General features: G+C 45.8%; 20 protein-coding genes and 4 tRNA genes. 15 read left to right on the plus strand and 9 right to left on the minus strand.

The window, feature by feature from the left end; all coding sequences use genetic code 11:
• The first annotated feature begins 60 nt into the window (after positions 1 to 60).
• From VC28_RS01275 to VC28_RS01290, 4 genes are all read left to right on the plus strand, one after another.
• Positions 61 to 2,046 (plus strand): TonB-dependent receptor, encoded by a 1,986-nt coding sequence (locus tag VC28_RS01275; RefSeq protein ID WP_049629075.1) that lies wholly within the window; start codon positions 61 to 63, stop codon positions 2,044 to 2,046.
• A gap of 85 nt (positions 2,047 to 2,131) precedes the next feature.
• On the plus strand, positions 2,132 to 2,770 hold the full coding sequence (cobO, locus tag VC28_RS01280) for a cob(I)yrinic acid a,c-diamide adenosyltransferase (protein ID WP_049629076.1): 639 nt from the start codon (positions 2,132 to 2,134) through the stop codon (positions 2,768 to 2,770).
• A 9-nt stretch (positions 2,771 to 2,779) separates the two neighbouring features.
• Positions 2,780 to 4,306: a cobyric acid synthase gene (locus VC28_RS01285; RefSeq protein WP_231591609.1), complete on the plus strand. Its 1,527-nt coding sequence runs from the start codon at positions 2,780 to 2,782 to the stop codon at positions 4,304 to 4,306.
• Between the two features lie 133 nt (positions 4,307 to 4,439).
• On the plus strand, positions 4,440 to 5,687 hold the full coding sequence (locus VC28_RS01290) for a substrate-binding periplasmic protein (RefSeq protein WP_049629077.1): 1,248 nt from the start codon (positions 4,440 to 4,442) through the stop codon (positions 5,685 to 5,687).
• 16 nt (positions 5,688 to 5,703) lie between these two features.
• Here VC28_RS01290 and VC28_RS01295 read toward each other — a convergent pair whose 3' ends face one another.
• From VC28_RS01295 to VC28_RS01305, 3 genes are all read right to left on the minus strand, one after another.
• A complete protein-coding gene (locus VC28_RS01295; RefSeq protein WP_049629078.1) occupies positions 5,704 to 6,963 on the minus strand; it encodes a sensor histidine kinase in 1,260 nt (419 codons plus the stop codon).
• Positions 6,963 to 7,655 carry a response regulator transcription factor gene (locus VC28_RS01300; protein ID WP_049632073.1) on the minus strand — a complete coding sequence of 231 codons (693 nt, stop codon included), beginning with the start codon at positions 7,653 to 7,655 and terminating at the stop codon, positions 6,963 to 6,965. The genes VC28_RS01295 and VC28_RS01300 overlap by 1 nt, the downstream gene beginning before the upstream one ends.
• A 99-nt stretch (positions 7,656 to 7,754) precedes the next feature.
• Positions 7,755 to 10,160 (minus strand): TonB-dependent receptor, encoded by a 2,406-nt coding sequence (locus tag VC28_RS01305; RefSeq protein WP_049629079.1) that lies wholly within the window; start codon positions 10,158 to 10,160, stop codon positions 7,755 to 7,757.
• A 449-nt stretch (positions 10,161 to 10,609) separates the two neighbouring features.
• On the opposite strand from VC28_RS01305, the gene VC28_RS01310 reads away from it, so the two are divergent.
• Entirely contained in the window at positions 10,610 to 11,455 is an 846-nt protein-coding gene (locus VC28_RS01310; RefSeq protein ID WP_049629080.1) for a hypothetical protein, read from the plus strand.
• Between the two features lie 142 nt (positions 11,456 to 11,597).
• On the plus strand, positions 11,598 to 12,461 hold the full coding sequence (locus tag VC28_RS01315; protein WP_049629081.1) for a hypothetical protein: 864 nt from the start codon (positions 11,598 to 11,600) through the stop codon (positions 12,459 to 12,461).
• Positions 12,462 to 12,647: 186 nt separating this feature from the next.
• Here VC28_RS01315 and nhaD read toward each other — a convergent pair whose 3' ends face one another.
• Both nhaD and ettA read right to left on the minus strand, forming a co-directional pair.
• The gene (nhaD, locus tag VC28_RS01320) at positions 12,648 to 14,105 is read right to left on the minus strand and encodes a sodium:proton antiporter NhaD (RefSeq protein WP_049629082.1); all 1,458 of its coding nucleotides are present in this window, start codon (positions 14,103 to 14,105) and stop codon (positions 12,648 to 12,650) included.
• A gap of 148 nt (positions 14,106 to 14,253) precedes the next feature.
• A complete protein-coding gene (gene ettA, locus VC28_RS01325) occupies positions 14,254 to 15,918 on the minus strand; it encodes an energy-dependent translational throttle protein EttA (RefSeq protein ID WP_049629083.1) in 1,665 nt (554 codons plus the stop codon).
• Between the two features lie 311 nt (positions 15,919 to 16,229).
• Here ettA and VC28_RS01330 point away from each other — a divergent pair, with 311 nt between their 5' ends.
• Both VC28_RS01330 and VC28_RS01335 read left to right on the plus strand, forming a co-directional pair.
• A complete protein-coding gene (locus tag VC28_RS01330; RefSeq protein ID WP_049629084.1) occupies positions 16,230 to 17,966 on the plus strand; it encodes a pentapeptide repeat-containing protein in 1,737 nt (578 codons plus the stop codon).
• Positions 17,967 to 18,062: 96 nt separating this feature from the next.
• Positions 18,063 to 18,335: a helix-turn-helix domain-containing protein gene (locus VC28_RS01335; protein WP_049629085.1), complete on the plus strand. Its 273-nt coding sequence runs from the start codon at positions 18,063 to 18,065 to the stop codon at positions 18,333 to 18,335.
• Positions 18,336 to 18,384: 49 nt separating this feature from the next.
• Here VC28_RS01335 and VC28_RS01340 read toward each other — a convergent pair whose 3' ends face one another.
• On the minus strand, positions 18,385 to 19,122 hold the full coding sequence (locus VC28_RS01340) for a hypothetical protein (RefSeq protein ID WP_231591611.1): 738 nt from the start codon (positions 19,120 to 19,122) through the stop codon (positions 18,385 to 18,387).
• A 314-nt stretch (positions 19,123 to 19,436) separates the two neighbouring features.
• Between VC28_RS01340 and VC28_RS01345 the strand changes: the two genes are divergently transcribed.
• The 4 genes from VC28_RS01345 to VC28_RS01360 all read left to right on the plus strand — a co-directional run bounded on the left by VC28_RS01345 (position 19,437) and on the right by VC28_RS01360 (position 19,848).
• A tRNA-Glu gene (locus VC28_RS01345) sits at positions 19,437 to 19,512 on the plus strand.
• A 6-nt stretch (positions 19,513 to 19,518) separates the two neighbouring features.
• Positions 19,519 to 19,594: transfer RNA gene (locus VC28_RS01350), tRNA-Gly, on the plus strand.
• Positions 19,595 to 19,690: 96 nt separating this feature from the next.
• Positions 19,691 to 19,766: transfer RNA gene (locus VC28_RS01355), tRNA-Glu, on the plus strand.
• 6 nt (positions 19,767 to 19,772) lie between these two features.
• A tRNA-Gly gene (locus tag VC28_RS01360) sits at positions 19,773 to 19,848 on the plus strand.
• A 114-nt stretch (positions 19,849 to 19,962) separates the two neighbouring features.
• Here VC28_RS01360 and VC28_RS01365 read toward each other — a convergent pair.
• Positions 19,963 to 20,385: a PA2817 family protein gene (locus tag VC28_RS01365; RefSeq protein WP_231591612.1), complete on the minus strand. Its 423-nt coding sequence runs from the start codon at positions 20,383 to 20,385 to the stop codon at positions 19,963 to 19,965.
• A 57-nt stretch (positions 20,386 to 20,442) separates the two neighbouring features.
• On the opposite strand from VC28_RS01365, the gene VC28_RS01370 reads away from it, so the two are divergent.
• From VC28_RS01370 to queF, 3 genes are read left to right on the plus strand one after another with little or no spacing between them, the layout of a single operon-like run.
• Positions 20,443 to 21,375, plus strand: coding sequence for an ABC transporter ATP-binding protein (locus VC28_RS01370; RefSeq protein WP_049629087.1), 933 nt, complete (start codon positions 20,443 to 20,445; stop codon positions 21,373 to 21,375).
• Positions 21,372 to 22,145, plus strand: a complete 774-nt coding sequence (locus VC28_RS01375; RefSeq protein ID WP_049629088.1) for an ABC transporter permease — start codon at positions 21,372 to 21,374, stop codon at positions 22,143 to 22,145. The genes VC28_RS01370 and VC28_RS01375 overlap by 4 nt, the downstream gene beginning before the upstream one ends.
• Positions 22,146 to 22,158: 13 nt before the next feature.
• Positions 22,159 to 22,986 carry an NADPH-dependent 7-cyano-7-deazaguanine reductase QueF gene (gene queF / locus VC28_RS01380; RefSeq protein WP_197085470.1) on the plus strand — a complete coding sequence of 276 codons (828 nt, stop codon included), beginning with the start codon at positions 22,159 to 22,161 and terminating at the stop codon, positions 22,984 to 22,986.
• Positions 22,987 to 23,037: 51 nt separating this feature from the next.
• Here queF and VC28_RS01385 read toward each other — a convergent pair whose 3' ends face one another.
• Together VC28_RS01385 and VC28_RS01390 are read right to left on the minus strand one after the other, a co-directional pair.
• Positions 23,038 to 24,420, minus strand: coding sequence for an adenylate/guanylate cyclase domain-containing protein (locus VC28_RS01385; protein WP_049629090.1), 1,383 nt, complete (start codon positions 24,418 to 24,420; stop codon positions 23,038 to 23,040).
• Between the two features lie 142 nt (positions 24,421 to 24,562).
• On the minus strand, positions 24,563 to 25,570 hold a 1,008-nt coding region (locus VC28_RS01390; RefSeq protein ID WP_197085471.1), incomplete at its 5' end, for a GumC domain-containing protein.

Here is a 25,570-nt window from a genome sequence, read left to right on the forward strand (position 1 = left end):
GCCCGTTGCATCTTTTTCCGCTTTCCCTCCCTCATCCCTAATTCAGGATTGAGGAATCTCATGTTTTCTAAAACTACTCTGTTCACACTCATGCATGCGGGCGCTGCTATTGTTGCTGTAAGTTCTGCGCCGGTATTTGCAGCAGACAAAAAAGCCGACGATAAAACCAGCACTAAAAAACTGGAAACGGTTTACGTCAGCGCAACGCGCAGTGAAACGGCGCAAATGCCGGTGGCAACACAAATCAAGATCATTACCGACGAAGAAATTCGTATCAGTGGTGCGAAGTTGTTATCGGAAGTGCTGCGCACCCAAGCGGGTATTCAATTAACCGATTCCGATGGCAGCGGTGCGCGTAATGTAACTGTATCCATGCGCGGCTTGTCGGGTGCCAATAATGTGCTGGTGTTGGTAGATGGCCGTAAATTAAATAATCCATCGCTTGCTGCGCCTGCGTTAAATACGGTTGCGTTGAAAGATATTGAGCGAATTGAAATTGTGCAGGGCAGTGCCGGTGTGCTGTATGGCGATCAAGCGGTTGGTGGTGTTATCAACATCATTACCAAACGTGCTGCAGCCGGTGAAACCGATGGGGTACTCAGCGCCGCAACCGGTTCGGATAATCTGGAAGATTACAGCGCGCGCGTTGGTCAGGGTTTTGAAAATGGTGTTAGCTATAACCTGTCTGCACAAAAACGTAATGCCGATAATTATCGCGACAACAACCAGTCTGCCTACGAAAATGTAATGGCGAGTGTTCGCTACGATGCGAAATACGGTTTTATTTTTCTCGATGGACAGCAAGTAAAAGATAAGTTGCGCTTGCCTGGCACCATCAGCGACGGGCAAGCCGCTGTTGATCGCCGCCACACGGATTCGCCTAATGATTACAGCAATCAAGACACTGATAATTGGCGCGTTGGCGGAGGCGTTGATTTTTCAGAGCACTGGCAGTTACAAGCGGAATATTCTGATCGCAATGAAGAAGGTATTTATTTTTACGATGATTATTGGGGCGGCGATACTCCGGCACCCACAGAATATTCTGTGCGCGTTAAAAGTTTTACACCACGCTTGATCGGTGAATATGCAACAGCGAATGGCACCGCGATCGCAACCCTGGGGTATGACCACCTGGATAGCGAATATGAAAGCAATAATCTATGGGCTCCCGTCAACTCCAGCCAGCAACAACATAGTTATTACGCGCAATTGGTTTATCCATTGTTGCCAAAGTTGACAGCGACTTTGGGCGCGCGTCAGTCTGAAGTGCAAGATGAAAATCAAGGTGCGGTTGAAGTCTTGAAACAAGAAGATGATTTGACCGCAAGTGAGTTTGGTTTGAACTATCAATTGACGGATTCCTGGCGGGCATTTGGCCGCTTCTCGGAAAGCTTCCGTTTTGCCAACGCAGACGAAAATGGTTTGGTAGCGAAAGATGTTGTTTTTTTGCAGCCGCAAACCGGTGAATCATTTGAAATAGGTACCCAGTGGCAGTCTGCTGCTGCCAGTGTCAGCTACTCGCTTTACAGCATGACCTTGAATGATGAAATTGTTTACGACAGCACAGTTGCAAACAATAAATTTTACAATGGTGCGAATATCAATTTACCGGATTCAGAACGTAAAGGTTTTATGCTGGATGTAAACTCTGCAATCAGCAAAGAGTTGTTTTTGCGTTTCAACTACACTTTTACCGATGCAGAAGTCGTTGATGGTCTTTTTGATGGTAAAGAAGTGCCGTTTGTTGCGGAGCATAGCGGTAGTGCAGCAGTGGTATTTACACCGATTGATTCGTTAAACCTCACCTTGGAAAGTATTTATACCGGTTCGCGCTACAGGGCAAATGATGAAGCTAACAGCGCGCCGCGTTTAGACGCATTAGTGGTGTTCAATACGGCCGTTAATTATCAATATGACCAATGGGAGTTCGGTGCCCGTATCAATAATATTACCAATGAACTCTATGCGGGTTTGCATTCCGTATGGGGTCAATATCCCCAGCCAGAGCGTAACTATGAGGCAAGTATTAGCTATCGCTTCTAATGGCAATTAACCTGTTTACTTGTTAACGTGATGCCTTCAAGTGCTGCTTGAAGGCATTTTTCTTTTTTGATTAATGGAGGTTTCCATGACCCATGATGCGAATGACAATAGTGATAAAGCCCAGCGTCATAAAGAACGCATGCAACAACGCAAAGAAATTGTTGATGCCGCAATTGCGCGCGCCGACGAAGAGCGCGGCGTTGTCATCGTACTGACTGGCGATGGCAAAGGTAAAAGCTCATCGGGTTTTGGCACTGCACTGCGCTGCCTTGGCCATGGCTACAAAGTCGCTATCGTGCAATTTATTAAAGGCACCTGGGAGTGCGGTGAAAAAAACTTTTTAACGGAAAGTATTTTTCGCGGTGATTCGCCCAAGCTTGAGTATTTTGTGATGGGTACAGGTTTTACCTGGGAAACCCAAAATGCCGAGCAAGATAAAGCAGCTGCTGAAAAAGTATGGGCAGAGTGCGAGCATGTATTTCGCGATCCGGACATCCATTTGGTGTTGTTGGATGAATTGACCTATATGTTGAACTTTAAATATCTCGACAAAGATAAAGTGATCGACGCAATACAGAATCGCCCGCGCAACCAAAACGTGATTATCACCGGTCGTGGCGCTAAAAAATATCTGGAAGATTTAGCGGATACCTTCAGTGAAGTTAAATCAGTCAAGCATGCTTTTAATGCCGGTGTGAAAGCACAAAAGGGTATTGAGTGGTAATGTTGCAACATGCCTAAAAAATCCAAAACCCTAATGGTGCAAGGCGCTACAACCATAATGGTGCAGGGCACCACGTCTGATGCCGGTAAAACCACATTGGTCGCTGCGCTCTGCCGCATCTTAAAAAAGCGCGGTGTTTCTGTCGTTCCCTTCAAGCCACAAAATATGGCTCTCAATTCTGCTGTTACTGTCGATGGTGGCGAGATCGGCCGTGCACAAGCATTGCAAGCGCAGGCTGCAGGCTTGCAACCGCATACGGATATGAATCCTATCCTGATTAAACCGACCAGCGACACCAAAGCACAGATAATTGTGCAGGGAAAAGCCATTACGGATATGGATGCAGCGGTTTACCATGATTACAAAACCCGTGCGATGGAATTTGTAGTGGATTCCTATCAACGGCTGCAAGCGCAGTACGATGTCATTGTGGTGGAAGGTGCAGGTAGCCCGGCAGAAATTAATTTGCGTGAGCGCGATATTGCCAATATGGGTTTTGCGGAAGCGGTAGATTGCCCGGTTATTTTAATTGCCGACATTGACCGTGGCGGTGTGTTCGCGCATTTGGTTGGCACGCTTGAATTATTGAGTGAATCAGAGCGTGCCCGTGTTGTCGGTTTTGTGATTAATCGTTTCCGTGGCGATATGGGGTTGTTGCAATCCGGCCTTGATTGGTTGGAGCAAAAAACCGGAAAACCGGTGCTGGGTGTAATCCCTTATTTTCACGGTTTGTATTTGGATGCTGAAGATGCGCTTACGCAACACGCGCGTAAACCGGATGCAATGTTACGTGTTGCAGTATTGGCGTTGCCTCGCATTTCCAATCACACAGACTTTGACAGTTTGCGTTTGCATCCGCAAATCGATTTTTCCTGGGTGGGGCCAAAGCAAAAAATTCCTCCCTGTGATTTGCTGATTATTCCCGGTAGTAAAAACGTGCGTGCGGATTTACAGTTTTTGCGTGACCAATCATGGGAGCCCCAAATAAAAACCCATTTACGCTATGGTGGAAAACTAATAGGAATATGCGGTGGGTTCCAAATGCTGGGATCGTATATCCATGACCCCTTGGGTATTGAGTCTGCACCGGGAAGTTCAACGGGGTTGAATTATTTTGCAATGACAACACAGTTAGAATCCCATAAACAACTGCAGCAATGTCGGGGTTATCTGTGGAATAAACACACTGCAATTGTTGGTTATGAAATTCATTGTGGTGTCAGCCGTGGTGCGGCCTTGCAGCAACCTGCGGCATATTTGTATCAGGGTGACAATCTGGTGGCAGAGGGCGCAATCAGTGATGACGGGCAAATCCTGGGGACTTATGTGCATGGTATTTTTGATCAGCCGGAAGCTTTGGCCCAATTGCTGGAGTGGGCAGGATTACCTACAGACAATGGACAGTCTATTCAGCTATCAATCGATACCTTGCGTGAAGAGTCTATCGAGCGGCTCGCTACAGGTGTAGAGCAGGCTTTGCGGCCCGATTTTTTAGCGGATTTAGTCGCCGGACATTCATCCGATGTGTTTATGTAAATGACATACACAGGTAAATAACGTACCTATATAAATAACGCACTTATGTAAAGCCCGGCAGGGAAAATTTTAACGATTATACTTTTATGGAGTTGGGTGTAGGGCTTATTGGTTAGCGTTAAGGAGCGCTGTTATGCGACGAATTTTATTAACACTGTTATCCGCTATTCTCGCCGTGGATTCAGCAGCCCAAGCAGATAGCGAGCAGCCCCATAAGACCCATGTGGTAAATCTTGCCACTAATATTTCCTCATCGTTTACGTCGGATTTACCCGTGGGCAGCGAGCAAACGCTACTGCCTCATCTGCAGTGTATCTTCAAGCAAATGGCACGCGATTACAGTGTGCAAGTGATTCCTTGGCGGCGCGCCTATCAGGATGTCAAAAGTAATCGCATCGACGGTTTTTTTACCGCCATCCCCATGCGCCAAATCGACCCCTACGCTGTCTTGTCTGCTCCTATGGTGCTGGAAAATTGGTATTGGTTCTGGCGCGCAGACACTATTGCTCCTGAATCCTGGCGTGAGGGTTATAAGCTTGGGTCAATTTTGGGGAGCCAACAAGAAACCTGGTTGGCAGAGGCGGGTTACCCTGTGGATATGAGCGCAAATAATTTGCCGCAGCTGATCAGGTTATTACAGGGCAAACGCATCGATGTGATATTGGCGGACCGGGAAAATTTTTTACATGCCGCCAAGGAATTAAAAGTAGATCCTAATCATTTCCAATCCCGTTTTTTTCGCTATGTGCCTTTGGGGGTTTACTTCAATGAACAGTTTCTCGATCAAAATCCGGATTTTCTGCCGCGATTTAATCAGCACATAACCGGTTGTGCGACAGCTCAGTTTGCCGTAACAGACTATGAGCAGCAACTCATAAGAGAATTGCTTTTCCGTAAAATTGAACGCTGGAAACGCTTACCAAAATTGGAGTCTGCGCTCAAAAAGCACAATGCAAAAAATCGCTCTTTGAGCAAGCGCGATATTCTTGAGCGCGATAAAAAATGGACAAACGCTTTTTTGCAGGACGATTTTTCCTATTCATTGGATTTGGTTGATCAGGAATTGTCGGCGCAATTGCGCGAAATTAAAAAGCAATCACAGGATGTGATCACTGAAATTATAGTGACAGATGAACGCGGTATTAATGTTGCCATCAGTGATATGACATCAGACTACTGGCAAGGCGATGAAGAAAAGTTCACTAAAGTGTTTGGCAAGCCTGCTAATACCTTGCACTTTGGTGCAATCAGTTACGATGAATCCACTAAACGTTTTCAACTTCACATCAGCGTACCTTTACAAAGCGAAAAAGAGTTTGAGTCTACAGGCGTAATGGTGTTCGGAGTCGATGTAGAAAAAGTGCTTTCGCAGACGCAGTAACGGGTAATTGCCTCACTCACCATAAAATACGTGCTGCTACATGTGCCGCATCAGCATGGAATGAAAAAGACCAGCCGTTGCGCTCACACAGTCGTTGAACGATACCCAGGCCCAGACCGTAGCCTTGAGAAGAGGCGTGAGACAACGCCTCGATTGACATGTGTCGCTCCTCAGCGCCCGCTTGGTTGATGACTAAAGCGCTCACTTGATTTGTAATTAATAGCTCCTGCTCTTTGATGAGAATCTTGATTGGTCCTTGCCCGGCGAGAGTGTGCTCGAACGCATTTCTGACGAGATTATTGACCGCGATAGCAAAAGCCTGTGGATGTCCGCAGATGCTGGGTGTTGCGCGGTGCTCAATTTCAACATCGACGGACTTGCCGCTCAGTAAGTGGCGTTGCTGATCGATCGCCTGACTCACTAACGGCTCCACTAAAAATTTCTCGTCGTACAGTCCATCGTCTGTTTCACGCGCGAGGCACAAGAACATTTCAATGGTTGTTTTCATATCGAGCGTCGCACGTCTTACACGATTAATTACTTTCTCATCAGCGGCTGACAAATCGCTTTGCTCCAGCAATTCAAGTGCGCCTGTTATCACCGTGATCGGCGTGCGCAACTCATGACTGGCGGACGCCGTGAAATATCGCTCCCGCGCAACAAATTCGCCGATACGTTCAAGCGTTTTTTCGATGGTTTGTGCGAGCAAGCCAATTTCATCATCACCGAACTGGCTGGACTCTATGCGTTTGTGATCTCCGGCGGAGAGATTTTCCAGGTCGATGTCCGCGACCACTTTAGCGAGTTGTGCGACAGGGGCGATAGATCTACGCATCACAATAAGCCCCAACCCAAAACCAACAATACCGAGAGTACCCACAACGCTAGTAATAACGAGCAGCCACCACCAATCCTCGGATGATGCATCCTCAATTCCGGCAACATCGAAAACGATATAGGCGCGTCCTTGCGGGTTGTTGGTTGCGATTACGGCGACATGTAATTCTTCGGTGGCAAATTCGTACACTCCCTCATCGGGGTTTGTCTGAGCCCACTCCTTGAGAGATGCTGGCAAGTTACCAGCGTCATTGTAGGCGCGAAGATTTGTTGTCAGTGCGGGATAGTTTTCAGCGGCGCGCTGCAACTGTTTTTGCAGCACATGGTCTTCGGTCAATCTCATCGCCGCAAAAAAGGCGAATCCCCAGGCAACGCTTAGCACAGCGACACAAAGTGCAAATGCGATGGCAATACGCTTGCGCAAACTGAGGCGGTACATTACTGGCTCGCCTCTGTAATATTATTCTCCGCAATTCGATAGCCAATGCGATGAACCGTATGAATAAGCGGATTATCAAACGGTCTATCAATCGCCTGTCGCAGTTTGTATAAATGCGAGCGAAGCGCATCGCTATCAGGGGGTTCGTCAGCCCACAACAGGGTTTCAAGTTCTTCGCGAGATACCACCGAAGGTGCCGCTTCCATAAGTCGTTGCAGCAGTTTCATACATGCAGGGCTGAGGTCAACATGCCGGCCCGCGCGATGCACTTGCAGTGTTGATTTGTTCATCGTGAGATCACCCACTCTTAACACGCTATCGGTTTTTCGATGGCCACGTTTGTACAACGCCTGCAGGCGTGCATGTAACTCTTGTAACGCGAATGGCTTAACCAAATAATCATCGGCTCCTGCCTCGAAGCCTTTGAGTTTATCGTCAAGTGTGTCGCGCGCCGTTAGCATCAGCACAGGCGTTTCAATTCCCGCTTCAGTTCGCAACTTTTGACAAAAACGCAGGCCATCCATCCCTGGAAGCATCAGGTCTAAAACGATAATGTCGAACCGATTGGTCAACGCCAGGTGCATAGCACTGATACCGTCATAGGCAAAGTCCAGAATATAGCTATGCCGTTCGAGATAGGCGGCAATGTTTTCACAAATGTCGCGGTTATCTTCCACAATCAAGGCTCTGATCGGTGTTGCACCCAGCGTGTTTATCATCGGTTACCATCCTGACCGGCACGATTTGCCAGCCGCTATTTACCAACCACTTACCATGCGTAGTCCAGCCACTTACCATGCATAATCCAGTCGTAGTCCAAGCAGTGGTTCGGCTTCGTTTTCGTCTTTCACCACAACGCCTCGGCGATAATCAAACTCGCTATCGTCAGTTGACGATGCTGCTGTTGCGTTGATGACATCGAGAAAAGCCGTGAGATCGATTGGGCCAAATGCGCGTTGATAGTCAACACGAACATTCAACAAACCATAACTATCTTTGCGGCCCACATTCTGCTCAAGGATTTCTTTTGAGTAGCGCATTGGTTGCCCTGCGCCCAATACATCGGCGTGAATAATATAGGTTTCGTCTGGTCTGCCCGAAAGATATTTGTAGCGCCCGGCGATCTTCCAGTGATCGCTGATTTCCCATGTTAATCCGAGGGTGGCGACATGCTCGCGATTGAAATCAGCAACGACTTCACCGCGACCATCTTTTTTATCGATGACAACATCGTTGTAAGAGTAAGTTGCGGTCGCGTAAACACCGTCGCGAATTGTACCTTTGAGTACCACATCGACACCGTAAGATGTGCCGTCACCTTTGTTGGCAAAAGTTCCTTTGGTTCGATCAAGGCTTATCACCAAATCGTCGAGCTTTTGATAGTAGGCTTCCGTCAACAAAGACCAGCGGTCGAAGGGAAAGTACTCAAAGCCGATGCTGCCGTGCGTGATTTGTTCGGTCTTGAGGTTGTTCAATTTATTCGCAGCAAGTTGTAAATAGCGCGGCGACTGATGAAAAAGCCCTGAGGTTGCAAAATAGCGAATTGCATTATCCGGCCGCCAATCGATGCTGAATCTGGGTGACGCGACGCTTTCGTCGGCAAAGCCATCCTGTTCAAAGCGAAGCCCTGTACCAAAATCCCAATCGCCGCGCTTAAAGACCTGATTGACGTAACCCGCATAGCTTGTTTCTTTCTGGCGCAGTGATGAGTCGATGTTGGCAGGCGTCAGCACAATATAACGTTGATCGTCGGGTCTGGAGGCATTCTGATCATAGACAAAGCGATTCCAGTCGCCATTCAATGCGGTGTTGTAGTCCAGATCAATTTGCGTTGCCTGAATGCCGGTACTGAATACGCCCCATCGATTCAAGGTTTCGAAGTCACTTCGCCAGCCGATCTCCGTTTCATTTTCACCGACGGTAATAATGTCTTCCCGCACCGGAAAACTGGATGCCGGTGATCCCGGTGGTACGAGGTCAGGAAATGCCTCACCCTCTGAACTGATCTTGTCGCTTTTGCGGTAGTAAACCTTATTAGTCCAAACGCCTTTTTCACCGACCAGTGAGCGCAATGTCAGACCGTACAAATCACTGTTTTGTGTAAAATCTTGCAGCGAAGCATCCTGAAAATCAGGCGATGCAAAAACGTGTGTAACGCCACGCGTGTAGTCTTCGTAAGTATCGATAATAAGTGTTTCGAGGGTGTGGTCTTCATTAATTGGTATCACCGATTTTACGATCACATCGCGCAGCAGCGGCTCGCCAATATCCAGCTCTTCAATCGTTTCAAAAAAAGCGCCGAAGTCCAGCTTTCGTGCAGAAACGAGCAACGTTGAATCTTCAGTGATACCAGCCGGGCCGTCGTAACCCACTTCATACCCCGCAAGGTCAAGGGGCAGGCTTGCAGAAGGGCTCGGGTTGCCACCGGCGACTTCCAGTTTGAGTAGCGATGCAGTGCGCCCGCCATAAGCTGGCCCCCATCCACCGGGCGAGAACTCTGCACCACTGATAACGTTGGGTGCGAAAATCGAGAAACGGCCACCACCGCCCACATCTTCGTCTTCACCCAGTGTTGCATCAAAGTGCACGGCTTTATCAAACGGAAAACCATCAACGAATAACAAATTATCTTTTGGGCTGCGACCACGAACGCTAAAACTGGCGAATTCGCCGGTAGATGCCAAGCCGGGCAAACCGTCCAGCGACAAGAGCGGATCTGCTCCACCGCCAACTGCACTGCGCAATTCATCCCGATTGAGAAAAGAGCTGGAAGCTGATGCGAGTACATCCGCCTGCTGTCCTACAACCAGCAATTCCTCAATCTCCTGTTGTCTGAGTAAATCGAATTTAACCTGAATATTTTTGCGCGTAATCACGCGAATGCTTGGCTCATACGCTGAAGCGAAACCATTTTTGCTGAGGTTTACTGAATAAAGACCGGGATCGAGCTGTTCAAGCACGATGCGACCTTGCGCATCGGTTTCTACTGTTTGCGTGGAATTGGTTTCCCGTTCCGTGAGCGTGATCTGTACGGTTGAAAGTGGCCGGTTAGTAATCTGATCTTTGACAACAATCGTCAACCCACCGGGTGCTTCTGCTGCCTGCGCGGAAAGTGAAAAGCCCATCAGAAGCGCCGACAGAGCCAACCCCGATACCTGCCCTAAATAGCTACTTGTTTTATTCAGTTGTCTGCTCATATACCCATCCTCCAAGAAATCGGCTGTGTTTATTTGATGAAACACCGGGAGGTTAGCAGCGCAAATGTAGCCAAAATGTCGCTGGAATATGAAAACGATATGAACGTCCGTTTTAATCAACCAAGCCTAATCAAACGTCGGGTTTTTATGGGTATTCGTAATAGGCTGTAATTTATATTAGCGCCCAATATCGCTATGGTCTTTAATTGGCTTTTGATTCGGCTATCGGGTCTTGCCCGTAGGTTAAGGCAGGTCGCGCAGGCTGAGTTTGCGAATCCCAACATATTTTAAGGGCGAAAAGTGCCCAAAGCGGAAGTTAAAATGATACAAAGATAAATTCGACCAGCCCCTTAAAGCAGATTCTTAGTTTCTATTGAATTGATATTTTTCAATAGAATAATCACGGTTTTGGCCATTAAACATGTTATTTGTTTTACAACGGATATGATATGAGAGAACGGATAGCGGACATATTTCTCAGGCGCTTAGATTCTTACATCAATCCAAAAATTGAGAATCGAGTTATTTATGGCACTTTAATATCTGGTGCTAGCCTATTATTAATCCCAAAAATGTCTGCACTGATTAGCAATATTTCCTTCAGTTTAGAAAATCATGAAATAAATATTAACAATAGCCAATTAGATGATTTCAGCATGATTTTCGGCTTCATACTTATTCTAATTTCAGTGATGACTCTCTACATATTTAGAATACATAAGCGGCCAGAATTCGTTATACAAAGTGATTCTCCCTCGGCGAGATTATGGAAGGACTATGGTTATTCCTTCCAGCATCAGCCTCTCATAAATCCTTTATTATTGAAAGATTTGGTGGGTTGGGTTTCTGATGGTGGAAGACAGATAGCTTCGATTGATATTGCTGGTTCAAATTCTAGCAACAGATATTTTGGAAAAGTCTTCGTGCGGGAAACTGAAGGGAGAGTATTTGTGGAAGTTCAGGCAGAAGGCTTGGACGCATTTGGTTATGAATATCTCGGCACATCAGAATCTGGCATTCATGTGGTTCATGCTTATGATCAAACTGGAGGTTCCGCTATATTTCATTGGATACTATTGCTCCAGATCGAAGAAAGTAGTGTTCTTATGTATGAACACGAAAGCAATGTTAAAACGGAGAAAACACCAGTATTAAAACTGGTTGGCAGGATTGGCCTTGGAGACAGATATGTTGGAAATGTCTCGATGGAACGCGGAGTCATACATATAAGCAAAGACGATAGCCCTCGCCCTGAGCACCTAATTAATTCGAGTAAGCATATCGTAGTTAAATAAGCAGGTTGGCCAACCATGCCAAACCTACATGAAGTGTTTACTTCCGCCAATGGCCGTTTGCTACAACTCCCCCACAGCGGATGTTTTCCAAATTAATATAACCAGATTGCGCCTAAATTGAAGCCTCTCAGAGGAGCCTCTTATGACATCATATTTCCCTGATTTCGAAGCAGTCGAACAATATCGGCAGGAGAAAAAGACAGAAGGATATATCTTTTTGGAAGGAGAAAATGATCATTTAATTCCAGCTCATCTTCAGGAAAGAATGCAGTCTGTTTTTGATGAGGCTCTTGCATCTGGTCTTATATGGGAAAATGAATCGATAGTGGCATCTGTCAAAACAAGAGGAGTTTCTGATGTCGGCAAAGCTTTTTTTACATTAAGTAATAGCAACGGGTATGAGCCATGGAGAGATTTTCTCATCAAGCCGGGAGCACTCCCGAATCTTATCATCTACCTGAATAAAGATCTTAAAGCTATTGAGGCTAGGGCGGCCTCCAAGAAGCATATCAAAACCGAGATTGCTAAGCGCCTAAGCAATCAAATGAAGTCAACGTCTGACGAATCAAACCACCAGTTATCGGATTGTGAGCAAAAGTGCACAACTAAAGAGATTGAACCTGTCAAATCGATTGAAGAAAATAAAAACGAATTACTTAAAAAGCATGAATTCCACAATAGTACCGATGTGCCAGAAAGCCCCTCAGCTGCTGTAATCGTTGGGGGATTTGTTGCCCTTTTTTTTCTAGCCTTTGCTAAGGTTTTTTTTGAAAAGAAATATGGGCATCAAGCAGCGGATGCAATTTCGATTGCATTTTTAGTTATAGTTTTTGCTGTTCCGTCATTCGTTACTCTTCGTTATATTTTCAAGAGTGGCATTTCTGAAGCGCCTGAAAGATTTAAAAAACTACTGATTGGGATTATTGTTTTTTTAATAATTGGCTTTTTTGTTGCGCAGCTGAATGGAGGAGGCACTAATTGCGTCTACAGGGTAGGTTGTTTTTAGCGAAAAGGGAAATTGCGGATTAGACTTTATCGTTAGCCCTTCTTAAAGAAATAGACTTCCGCTCTTGGTCGATCCCAGAAGTAGAAAATTTACATCCAAAATAAACTGCAGTTGCTTTGGTTGTGCAAAATAAAAAAGGCGTGGATTACTCTCAGTAATTCGCACCTTTTTTATTGCGCAACATTTTTACATTATTGACGCATTCAACCAGAGGTGAAGATACACGCTCACGAAATATCCCAGCGCAACTACTGGTGTCCACTTCAAGTGCCCAAGGAAAGTATAGTAACCACGTGCCTGCCCCATAAGCGCAACGCCTGCTGCCGAGCCAATTGATAACATGCTGCCACCAACGCCGGTCGTTAGGGTAATCAACAGCCATTGGCCTTGCGAAAAATCCGGTGCCATGGTGAGCACTGCATACATCACGGGAATGTTGTCGATAACAGCGGAGACCAATCCCAAACTGATATTGGAAACCGTTTCGCTGAAATTGCCATAAAGCGACTCGGACATCAGTGTGAGATAACCCATAAACCCAAGCCCCCCTACACACATAATAACGCCATAAAAAAATAGCAGTGTATCCCACTCAAGGCGCGCAAGCGGCTGAAAGACATCAAAGGGTAGTGGAACTTTGGTAATCGGATTTTCATTTTTGTCGGGCATAAAATCCGAGTGCACAGTTTCTACTTTTTTAAGATCAACAATGCCTTTTTTACGCAAATAGAAACCGTATATTTTCAGGTAGGCCAAGCCCAGCATCATGCCTAAAACGGGCGGCATGTGAATCAGTACATGGCCGAGCACTGCGCTTGCGATAGTGGCCAAAAACAAAAACAAAATGGGGAATGCGCCTTCTTTGTAGGTGAGTGTTTCCAAAAACAAATCTTCCTCATCTTTTTGTGCGGTTTTGTTTTGGATAAAAAAACTCATAATCGCAGCAGGTACGAGGAAGTTGGCGAGTGACGGCAGAAATAAATGAAAGAACGTAAAGAAATCGACTTTCCCTGCTTGCCACACCATCAAGGTAGTAATGTCCCCAAAAGGACTAAAGGCACCGCCACTGTTTGCGGCAACAATAATATTGACGCAGCACATATTGATAAAGGCTTTTTCACCGTCGGCAATTTTTAAGACCACGGCGCACATCAACAGCGCAGTGGTGAGGTTGTCGGCGATGGGCGAAATAAAAAATGCCATCAAGCCGGTAATCCAAAATAATTGCCGATAGCTAAACCCTTTTTTAATTAACCATCCGCGCAACGCATTAAATAAACCGCGCTCATCCATCGCATTGATATAGGTCATGGCAACTAACAGAAATAGCATCAGCTCGGCAAACTCAAGCAGTGTGTGGCGAAAGGCCTGTTCTGCTAAAGCAGATTGTTCATGCTGCGTATAAATCCAACCAATAATCACCCAAATGATACCGGCAGCGGCGAGTACCGGTTTGGATTTTCGTAGATGCAATTTTTCTTCAAGCATCACAAACGCATAAGCGATGACAAATAGGCCTACGCAAAACCATCCTGCAGCTGTTTGGGTGAGGACAAGGTTGGTTGCTCCATCCGCTGCATAGGCGTTGTGGCCTAGCAACAGAAACAGAAGCGGTGAAAGGAGTGTCAGGATTTTTTGTTGCATGTGTTCTCCTATGATTAGTTTTTTGAACAAGTCTTTTGGATAAGTCTTGTAGAGAGAGCCGTTATCATTTTTTATGAGTAGTGGAATGGTTATTGTGAGCTGCAGAAACAAAAAAGGCAGCTCGTGTGAGCTGCCTTTTTCGATCTTTTTACGCCTTGAGCGGTTTGTATTTCATCCGCTTCGGCTGCGAGTCATGCCCTTTACGTTTGACGAAATCCTCGTGATATTCCGTGTAGTTGCCTTCAAAGAAAACAATATCGGAATCGCCTTCGTAAGCGAGGATGTGTGTTGCAATACGGTCGAGGAACCAACGGTCGTGCGAGATCACCAGTACGCAACCGGGGAAGGCGAGGATCGCATCTTCCAAAGCGCGCAGGGTTTCGATATCCAAATCGTTTGACGGTTCGTCGAGCAACAGTACGTTCGCGCCTTGTTTCAGGGTATTTGCCAAATGCAAACGGCCGCGCTCACCACCGGAGAGTTCACCCACGCGTTTTTGCTGATCAGAGCCTTTAAAGTTAAAGCGACCTACATAGGAGCGAGAGCTAACTTCGTAGTTGCCGATTTTCAAAATGTCCAAGCCATCGGATACCGCTTCCCATACCGATTTTTTATCGTCCAGATTTTCGCGGCTTTGTTCAACGTAAGCGACTTTCACTGTGTCGCCAATGGTCACTGTACCGCTGTCCGGTTTTTCGGTGCCGGCGATCATGCGGAACAGAGTAGATTTACCCGCGCCGTTACCACCGACAATACCCACCACCGCGCCCTTAGGGATGCTCAGTGACAGGTTGTCGATCAACAGGCGGTCGCCGTAGCCCTTGCTGACGTTCTCCAGCACGATGACTTTGTCGCCCAAGCGCTCACCCGGCGGAATGTAGATCTCGTTAGTTTCGTTACGCGCCTGGAATTCTTGCGATTGCAGTTCATCAAAGCGAGCCAGACGCGCCTTGCTCTTGGCTTGGCGGCCTTTGGGGTTTTGGCGCACCCACTCCAATTCGGTTTTTAATGCCTTCTGGTGTGCAGCTTCAGCGCGCTGTTCTTGCTCCAAGCGGGCATCTTTCTGTTCCAGCCAGCTGGTGTAGTTACCCTCGTAAGGAATACCGTGGCCGCGGTCGAGTTCCAGAATCCAGCCGGCAGCGTTATCGAGGAAGTAGCGGTCGTGGGTAATCGCTACCACAGTGCCGCTGAAGTTATGGAGGAATTGTTCCAACCAGTAAACCGATTCCGCATCCAAGTGGTTGGTCGGTTCGTCCAGCAGCAGCATATCGGGGCGCGACAAGAGCAGGCGGCACAGCGCCACGCGGCGGCGCTCACCACCGGAGAGTTTGGTTACATCGGCATCCCATGGCGGTAAACGCAGGGCGTCAGCGGCAACTTCCAAGGTGTGTTGCAGGTTGTGTGCATCCCACGCTTGGATGATGTCTTCACACTTGGCTTGTTTCTTGGCTAGATCATCAAAATCGGCATCTGGCTCGGCGTAAGCGGCGTAGATGGCATCCAGTTCAGCCAATGCATCCACCGCTTCGCGCACACCATCTTGCACGTTGCCCAGCACATCTTTGCTTGGGTCGAGTTGTGGTTCCTGCGGCAGATAGCCGATTTTGATACCCGGCATAGGGCGGGCTTCACCGTTAAAATCCTGATCCACGCCGGCCATGATGCGCAACAGGGTGGATTTACCTGAGCCGTTCAGGCCGAGCACACCGATTTTGGCACCGGGGAAGAAAGAGAGCGAAATATCCTTCAGGATTTCACGTTTGGGCGGCACAATTTTGCCGAGCCTATGCATGCTAAATACGTATTGGGCCATGGGGCTAACCTCGCGGGAGAGATGGCTATCAGCCAAGAGGCCTTTGCCATCAAAAAACAGGGAATTTTTTTCAGCGGGCGTACTATAAAGAAAGCATCTCCTGAGTGAAAGCATCGGGACAGTATTGCTGATTTTGGGTTTGCCCTATATAAAGGCGCGCAGGATGTGATGGCTAATAAATACACAACAGATAAAATGAGTCCATCCCGGTAAAAATCGTGAAATTCTGGCGCGCCTATTGCCATCCACCCACTGTTGTGGAAAAGGTTGCTGATAAGCTGCGCGCCCAAACTGATGAGATGTAAACGCACATGGACAAAGAGCACATACTACAAGAATTAAAAAAGGGAGCTTCATCCTGGAATCATTGGCGAAAACACCAACTGATGGGTGAAATCAATCTTGATGGTGTTGAACTGGAAGGGATGAATTTTGATGAATATGATTTATCCAAAGTATCGCTGCGCAATTCCCGAATTACACATTGCAGTTTTAGATATGCCGACTTAATTTTGGCAAACCTTCAATCTGCACAGTTTCAACATAATGATTTATCCCATGCAAAATTAATTGCCGCCAATCTTGCTGGCTGTGATTTAAGTAATTCCATTTTATTTCGCGCCAATATGCTCACTGCCAATACCCGCAATGCACGCTTGGAAAATATCGATTTTCGTGGGCATGACATTAGTGGTTTGATCTTGCGCGATATATCGCTCGCTGGAAGCAACTTGGAAAATCAACAATTGACGCGCGTTGATCTCAGCAACTCCAATTTGACAGGCGCAAATTTACAACGTGCAGATTTATCCAATGCCATACTAAGTGGTGTCGATTTATCCGGAGCCAATGTACGTGATGCCTTGCTGGTTGGTGCAGTTTTTAAGTCTGCTAATTTACAAGGCATTGATCTAAGTCATATGGATATACACAAGTCTGATTTTACCGGTGCTAATTTGGTTGATGTTGACTTGCGCGGTGCAAATTTGGGCAAAGTTAAATTGATGGGTGCGAATATCACGGGGTGTAAACTTTGGAAAGTTATCAGTGCAGGTTGGGCGATCGCTAACATCCAATGTGACTATGCTTATTGGGATAAAAACGGAAAAGAAAAAACAATCTATCGTGCGCATGAATTTGAACGAATTTTTGCGGAATCAATTACCGTTGAATTACGTTATCCCTATCGTCTTGCCGACCATGAACTGGCAACTCTACCTATTTTTATCGAGCATTTGGCAGCATCCCACTGGGGAACAATATTGCGCCTAAAATCGATCAGTGATGTGGCTGGCGGCGCACTGGTAAAGTTTGTAGTGGAGGAGCTTGGGAGTCACAATCCATCTGAGTTAAAAGCGCAACTGCAAACGGAAGCTGAGCGTATCCAGCTTGCGCAGCTAATGTTACGTACCAATACGCAATTGCATCTGCAATTAAAAGAAAAAATGGCTGCCATCCGCGAAGAGTTTTGGCCGCGGTTACTTGAGCTTGCCGCTGATTATGAAAAAGATCAGGTGCGTAAATTAACCATTTTGTTTATGGATCTAAAAGGCTTTTCGAAATGGGGAAATGATGAGCTTTCGGAAAAGTTATCGTTATTTCGTGGGCTTATAAAGCCTATCCTGAAGAAGTGGGCGGCAGGACATCCGAATATGGAAGGGGATTCGTTACGCGTCACTTTCAAAAATGCGACAGCAGGTTTGGCATGCGCTTGCATGATGCGTAATGTACTGCGTGCTGCGGGTTTTGAATTGCGCATAGGTGTTGAACTGGGTGAAGTCGTGGTTGTGCACAACGAAGTGACTGATATCCCTGATTTGGAAGGCGTTGCGGTGAGTATGGCTGCACGTATGGAAGCCGCTGCGGAACCAGGTGAAGTTTTGGTGAGTCACAAAGTGCGCCACTATGCAGAACGCAGTGATTTGTTCAGCTTTACACCACGTCGTGTGCCACTTAAAAAGTCTATTGGTGAAATAGAACAAGGCGAATATATTGAGTGTTTTTCGGTAGAGGCGACAAAAAATTTGCAAGATTCCCAGCTGTTGTAGGTGTGGATCGCGTTATCTTTAATTTGACGTAGGCGTAATAATCCAGACATTGTCTGGATAACGTTGAAAGAAATAGTTAAAAATGGGTATTACCTTATGGAAGATCATAGCAAAACCAAAACCAGCTTCTATCGGCGCATCTATGTAACCTGGCTAATAGAGCAGGGGAGCAATAGTGTGCCCCGAATAATTGCAGCAACAGGAATGCCTCGCCGGACCGCGCAAGATACGTTGGCTGCTATCCATGAGTTGGCAATTACGCTGGAAAATAATGCGGGTATCTATCGTGTTGTTGATTGGGGAGCGGTTGACCGGAAATGGGTGGTTGATAATATTAATCAAATAAAACGAGTACTGAATTATCCTTAATACGTGTGTAATTTTTTAGAGCAAGGCGCAGTTATTTATCGTTTTTTGTTTAGTCGTAAATTTGTTTCTTCTTCCATTTAGCATTTTCTTCGTCAAAGTGTTTCCATTCTTTGCTTGAGTTATCAGCACTGTTTGCTGGGGTTGCTGTTGTCGAATTTTCCGTATTGGTTGTTTCTGGTGTGGCATCGGCCTTTTCTTGCAGTTTCGCAATGACTGCATCGAGTTGTGCAATTTGTTTATCAAAACCACGGCTGGCATTTTCTGCAGCCAGAGCCTTACGAGCCAGTCCGTAATGGTGAATAGCTAGACGTGTTTTTCCGACTTGCTGTGCCTGTCGTGCGTTAAAAGCGTGACCGTCAACGGATATTTGCAATACCAAACGGTTGATTTGATCGGTATAGGCATCGGTTTGAACTTGATTGATCAATTGCATTGCTGATTGTTGCATGACAAATTTATACAGCTCTTGAAGTAAGTGATGAGCTTCTTTGATTTGTTGAGGGTTGTCCAGGCGAACTCTGCCTTGAGCAGACTGACTGTCTTTTTGGGCTGCAAGCAGATTGCTGTAAAGGCTTAACTGTTCTGCATGAGTTGGGTCTTTGGGTTCCAAACGCGATAACTGTTCGCAGCAGTCGATCATGGCGCGATACAGCAATCCCGTCAGGTCATTTGATAAAAATCCGGTAGGGAATCCGGTAGCAAGATCGCGAAAGGAATTTCTTCTTGCGCGCAGTGCAGTAATAAGCCGCTGGCGTTGCGCGCGACGTTTTTCTATAGAATGTGACAAGAATAAATATCCAGCCAACAAAATCAAAAGCAGGAATACTGCGGCTATCACATAAGCTGACATGATGTTTTTAAAACCCTATTGATTAAAAGTTGGGCATGGCATTACACATAAGTATAGCATTGAAAAAACTGGCGCAAGAATTTGCGCTTTGGATGACCTGTACCCACATAAGATAAGCGCTAAGTGCTTGTTTCCACTCTGATAAAAAAAGAAGTAAAAGTGTTGACACGAACGGGGGCGATCCCTAGAATGCGCCCCACTTCTGACGCAGACACTCGTTTGAAAAAACAAGCTAAGCACAGATGGTCCGGGTCCCCTTCGTCTAGTGGCCTAGGACACCGCCCTTTCACGGCGGTAACAGGGGTTCGAGTCCCCTAGGGGACGCCACGTTTAGCGGGAATAGCTCAGTTGGTAGAGCATAACCTTGCCAAGGTTAGGGTCGCGAGTTCGAGTCTCGTTTCCCGCTCCAACTTCTCTCACCAAGGGAAGTTAAAGTAGTAAGTAATACGTTTTAATCTGTTAGTGAAGTACGTTTTATTGTTGTCATCTAGGCAGCTTTCAAAATGTCCCCTTCGTCTAGTGGCCTAGGACACCGCCCTTTCACGGCGGTAACAGGGGTTCGAGTCCCCTAGGGGACGCCACATTTAGCGGGAATAGCTCAGTTGGTAGAGCATAACCTTGCCAAGGTTAGGGTCGCGAGTTCGAGTCTCGTTTCCCGCTCCAGTTTTACGCAATCCATTTCTAGTTTCATCAGTAGTTATACTGACCAGTAAAAATCTCTCTGGATATAATTTGCCCATTTGGGCGATAACGCACTCCTTTGCGTTTACTCTCTTTTTAATGCATACCCATCGATTTTGCGCGTGCTTCCTTGTAGCTGAAAGGTGTGTTTTGCTGTTTTGCATCTTCGCGTTGCTCATCCAGTCGCTGAAAAACAGCAATTTCCTCATCTGGCATGTAATGTAAGCAGTCGCCGCCAAAAAACCAGAGTAGGTCGCGATACAGTAGCGGCATCAGGTGTGGGTAGCTGCCGACAACACGGCACATCAATACTTGGCCCTGCTCTAAAAAACCAGTCCCCTGTGGTTGTTTCAATAAAAGTTCGAGTGCAGCGAGAAATTCCTGATCGTCTTCGCTGGAGAACTCAGTGTTAAATGGTGGTAATTGCTGGATCTGCGTACTGAAGGCGGTGAGTAACTCCAGATGATATGTGTAATACTCTTTATCATAAATAGATGGTTCTGAACTTGAAATCGACATGTTGCGCCCTGATCTGGTGGTAGATTTTCTGACCTTCATTCATTTCTGCGAGGGGTTATGACTCCGGCACTCTCACTAAGAAACCTGCGTAAAGTTTACAACGAAAAATTCGAAGCCCTAAAAGGTATTTCACTCGATGTGATGCCTGGCGATTTTTTTGCCATGCTCGGCCCTAACGGTGCAGGCAAATCCACCACCATTGGGATTATCAGTTCCCTGGTGCGCAAAACATCGGGAACGGTTGAGGTATTTGGTAAAAATATCGATACCGATTTTTCCGGAGCAAAAAAATACTTGGGCGTGGTTCCGCAAGAGTTTAATTTTAGTATGTTTGAGAAAGTGGAAGATATAGTGCTGCAACAGGCGGGCTACTATGGTTTGCCACGTAAACAAGCCGAGCTGCAAACCGAAAAATATTTGAAACAACTGAGTTTGTGGGATAAGCGTCATACACCTGCGCGCATGCTATCGGGCGGCATGAAGCGGCGCTTGATGATCGCGCGTGCGCTGGTTCATGAGCCGCAATTGTTGATTCTCGATGAGCCAACAGCAGGTGTTGATATTGAATTGCGTCGTTCCATGTGGGATTTTTTGCGCGAAATTAATGCTGCCGGAACCACTATTATTTTAACAACACACTATTTGGAAGAGGCCGAAAGCCTCTGCCGCAATGTGGCGATTATTGATCGCGGAACGCTTGTGCAAAACACCAGTATTAAAAATTTGTTGCAGCAGTTGAACAAAGAAACTTTCATTTTTGATGTAAAGGGGCATTTACAATCCTTGCCTCACTTGAATGGGCATCATGTTACACCAATTGATAATCATTCATTTGAGTTGGAGGTAGAAAAAGGGCAATCATTAAATGCGGTGTTTTCACAGTTGACTGAGCAGCAAATCGAAGTTGTCAGTATGCGCAATAAAGCCAATCGACTCGAAGAGATGTTTGTCGCTATGGTAAGTGCTAATAAAAATGAGGTGCAATCATGACCGTCAGTGAGCAGTGGATTGCATTTCTTACTATTTTACGTAAAGAGATAAAGCGCTTTACGCGCATCTGGATTCAAACATTGCTGCCCCCGGCGATCACAATGATTTTGTATTTCGTGATTTTCGGTAAGTTAATCGGCAGTCGTATAGGAGAGATGGGAGGCTTCAGCTACATAGAGTTTGTTGCTCCCGGATTGATCATGATGGCGGTGATCACCAATGCTTATGCCAATGTGTCATCGTCATTTTTTAGTGCAAAGTTTCAGCGCAGTATTGAAGAATTGTTGGTGTCGCCTACGCCTAATTATATTATTTTGCTGGGCTACGTAATGGGTGGTGTTGCACGCGGTATGGCGGTTGGTTTGATAGTGACGGGTATGTCGTTATTCTTTACTAATCTGCATATTCATCACTGGCTTACTACATTGTTCATTGTGTTTATGACCTCTGTATTGTTTTCATTGGCTGGATTCATTAATGCAATATACGCGAATACATTTGATGATGTTTCAATTATCCCGACATTTATTTTAACTCCGTTAACCTATTTTGGCGGCGTTTTTTATTCGATCAATTTGCTGCCGGAGTTTTGGCAACAGGTATCAATACTTAACCCAATTTTGCATATGGTTAATGCATTTCGATATGGCATGTTGGGTATTAGTGATGTTCATATCAGTATGGCATTGATTGGCCTGACGTTATTTGTGGTAATTCTTTTTGCTGTCGCTATGCATCTTTTAAAAACGGGTAAGCGATTGCGCGCTTGATTATGGAATTAATATGAGTCATAACCCTCTTGGGCAGCAGACAGAATATGTTTCTGAATATGCGCCCCAGTTGCTATTTCCAATTACGCGAGCTGAATCGCGTAAACACTTGTTGATAACTGATGTCTTGCCATTTTATGGTGTCGATATTTGGACGGGGTATGAGCTATCCTGGTTAAATCTTTCAGGTAAACCACAAGTGGCTGTTGCCGAATTCAGGATTCCGTGTGACAGCAAATACATTATTGAATCCAAATCATTCAAGTTGTATTTAAACTCTTTTAATCAAACTCGCTTTGCAAGTCAGAAAGATGTTTTGGTTGTGCTTGAACGTGATTTATCTGCGATAGCAAATGCAACTGTTGAGGTTCAATTATTGCCCATTACCCATGGCCACCCAAGTGGGCATTACTTGGAGTTTATTGCTCAGCCGACAGCCATTGAATTAGATGAATTAGATGTTTCTATCGATACTTATCATCCCTCGCCTGAGTTATTAATGACTGGATCAGCTATTGCTGAAGAGGTATTGGTCAGCCATTTATTGAAAACGAATTGCCCGGTAACCGGACAGCCTGATTGGGCCAGTGTGTTTATTTCCTACAAAGGTAATCAGATACTGCATGATAATTTGCTGCGCTATCTTATTTCTTTCAGGGAGCATCAGGATTTTCACGAGCATTGTGTAGAGCGGATATTTTGCGATATTTTGCGTGAATGCAAACCGCAATCGTTGAGCGTTTATGCGCGTTACACGCGGCGCGGTGGATTGGATATCAATCCATTTCGCTCATCGAATGAGCATGACAAGCCCTTCGATATGAGATTGATCAGGCAATAAACGAGCGAAATATATAAATCGGTGTTAACAGCAAAGTGATTATTTAATAAGTTAAATAATCACTTTGTCTTTCAAGCGGGCAGCTGCTTTTTCCAGTGATTCAATCACTTTTTGTTTGTCATAGTTACGCACTTTTTCCATATCCAAATACATGGAAAAGCCTTCGGCACGATCTTCAAAGTAGCTCTGGTTTTTACCCATTTCTTTACGCAAATCCGCAACTTGATACACTTTGACGGGCATTGAAAAACCTTTAACCTGGATTTCGCCTTTGTCGCGGCACATCACGGTGTCTTTCACCAGTGACCAAGTCTCATGGGAAATCAGGATTTCATCTGGTTCTGCTGCTGACTCAAGGCGGCTTGCGAGGTTAACTTGTGTGCCTAGCACTGTGTAATCGAGGTGATTGGATGTGCCGAAAGTACCTACGGTACAGTAACCGGTGTTGATACCCATACGAACTTGTAATGGCTTTTTGATACCTTGGTTAAACCATTCTTGTTGCATGGATTTGATACGTTTTTTCATGGCGATCGCCATGGCAACACAGCGTGTTGCGTCATCTTTTACGCCTTTGCTTGCACTATCACCAAAAAGAACCATGATTCCATCGCCCATGAACTTATCGATAGTGCCGCCATAATGGGCAACAATTTTCGACATCTCGGTCAGGTAGTGATTGAGTAATTCGGTCAATGCTTCCGCTTCAATTTCTTCGGACAATTGACTGAAGTCTTTGATGTCTGAAAAAAACACGCTGATGCGTTTACGTTCGGCTTGCAGGTTTTTATCGTCGCCACGATTAATGGCTTGCCAGACGGTAGGTGGTAGGTAGCGAGATAACTTATAAGCGCGGATCTTGTGCCATTTTTGCTCATTTTCGAGCTGCTTTTGACTGAGCATCAATTTGTGAAAGCGTTGATGCATGTAAATCGCGTAAACTAAAAAATAAGTTGCCACACCAATCAAGCTTGCGGCGCTTATCTGAATGCTGCTGGAAAGCACAAGTTGCGGTTTGTGTATGATCAAACTCAGGAGCACACCTACAGCAAAGGCGCTGTTGTCCTCCATCAACTTACGTGCACCGCCACTGATTAATGCGTTGAATTGGATCATCGTCAAGAACATGATGCAGGGTAGGATGCTGAAATCCGTCAGGCTTAGTACGATACCAATAAGGGCTGCATCTACATGGGATAGCCAGCGATTGATGCGGCTCATCAATTCCGGGATTTGTTTGCGGGTGAAATGATAAGTGGCGTAGGCGTATATCAATAAAAAGACAATCACACCCATGTGGGTGATGCTGGGGTTGTCCCAGTCAATAAAGGAAGCGAGCGTGCCGGATGCGGCAAAACAGATAAGTGCGCGAAAGTAATACTGTTGTATCGGTGATTCTGTTTGCAGCGGCTGACTTTCAGTCTTACTGTTCATTGGACTAAAACCTTGTTGTTATCAGTCAGTAAGTCAATCCCTACAATATTATTAATGCTTGCCCCAAGCCAGTGAATTAAACGGGTTTTTGGTGCAAATGTCCACTTGTTGGTGGTGCGCTGCCTCTTTTTCCAGTTGCTTATTATTTAAATTTCAATTCAAGGTATTTTTCTTCCAATTCGGTATATTGCTTGCGTAGCTCAGCAAATTCATCCTGAATTTTTTGGATGCTTGCCGGGTTGCTCTCGGTGCTTTCCGATTTTTGTTCAAGGTCGCTTTTTAGCTGATCATTTTCTTTTTCTAGGTCTTCCAGATTGCCCAGCAGTTCTTTGCTTTCTTGGGTAAAGCTCTGCAGGGTTTTTTTGATGCGTTGGTTTTCCTCCTCCAACAAGTGGTCTTTACCTAATAATTTTGCCTGCTCTGCTATTTGTTCGTGAGCCTTGTTCAGTTCTTCCTCTAACAATTGGACACAGGTATCGGATTCCTGCACAAAGCGTATCTGCCGTTGCAGCTGCTGTTCAAGCTCCTTGATGACTTGTTCTTTTTCTTCCGCACTTTCTGCTGTTTCCAGCTGGCGCTGCAGATTGTTGATGATGCGATATTGATCTGCCGCAACATTGCGCAGTTTCATAATTTCTTCGGCTGCACGGGGATCCTGACGTATGATGTTGATAGTCTTGTTTTCTACCGGTTGGCCAGTGAGGGCAGAGTTAGTGGATTGTATGTAGTGGCTAATATCGTTATAGCTGTTGCTGTATTGCCCTAATAACAGCTCATATTGCTCGCGGTCTGCGACACTATCGGCCATAGCGTACAGCTCATTGTAATAACCCTGAGCATTGGCTTGGGCTTCATTCCAGCGCTTCTCTAGATCAAAAAATAGCTTCTTGAATTTTTCCAGATTTTCTACCCGTTTTTTATACATCTCCAGTTCTTCGTTATTCTCGCTTGTGTATGACTCGGTGGGCTCGATTGTTGTTGGCAATAGTGGTTCGAGCGTCTCCCGAAAAATATTCCAATAACCTTCACTTCCCTGTACTTCGGTGGTACCTAATTCTTCTGCGCGCAGGAAGGCATAACGCAATGCGACAATACGCTGGTTAACGGGTTGGTCTGATGGTTGGAAATTGGCAATTTCCTGGCGGGGGGC

Origin of the sequence: Cellvibrio sp. pealriver (assembly GCF_001183545.1) — a bacterium.
GTDB lineage: Bacteria > Pseudomonadota > Gammaproteobacteria > Pseudomonadales > Cellvibrionaceae > Cellvibrio.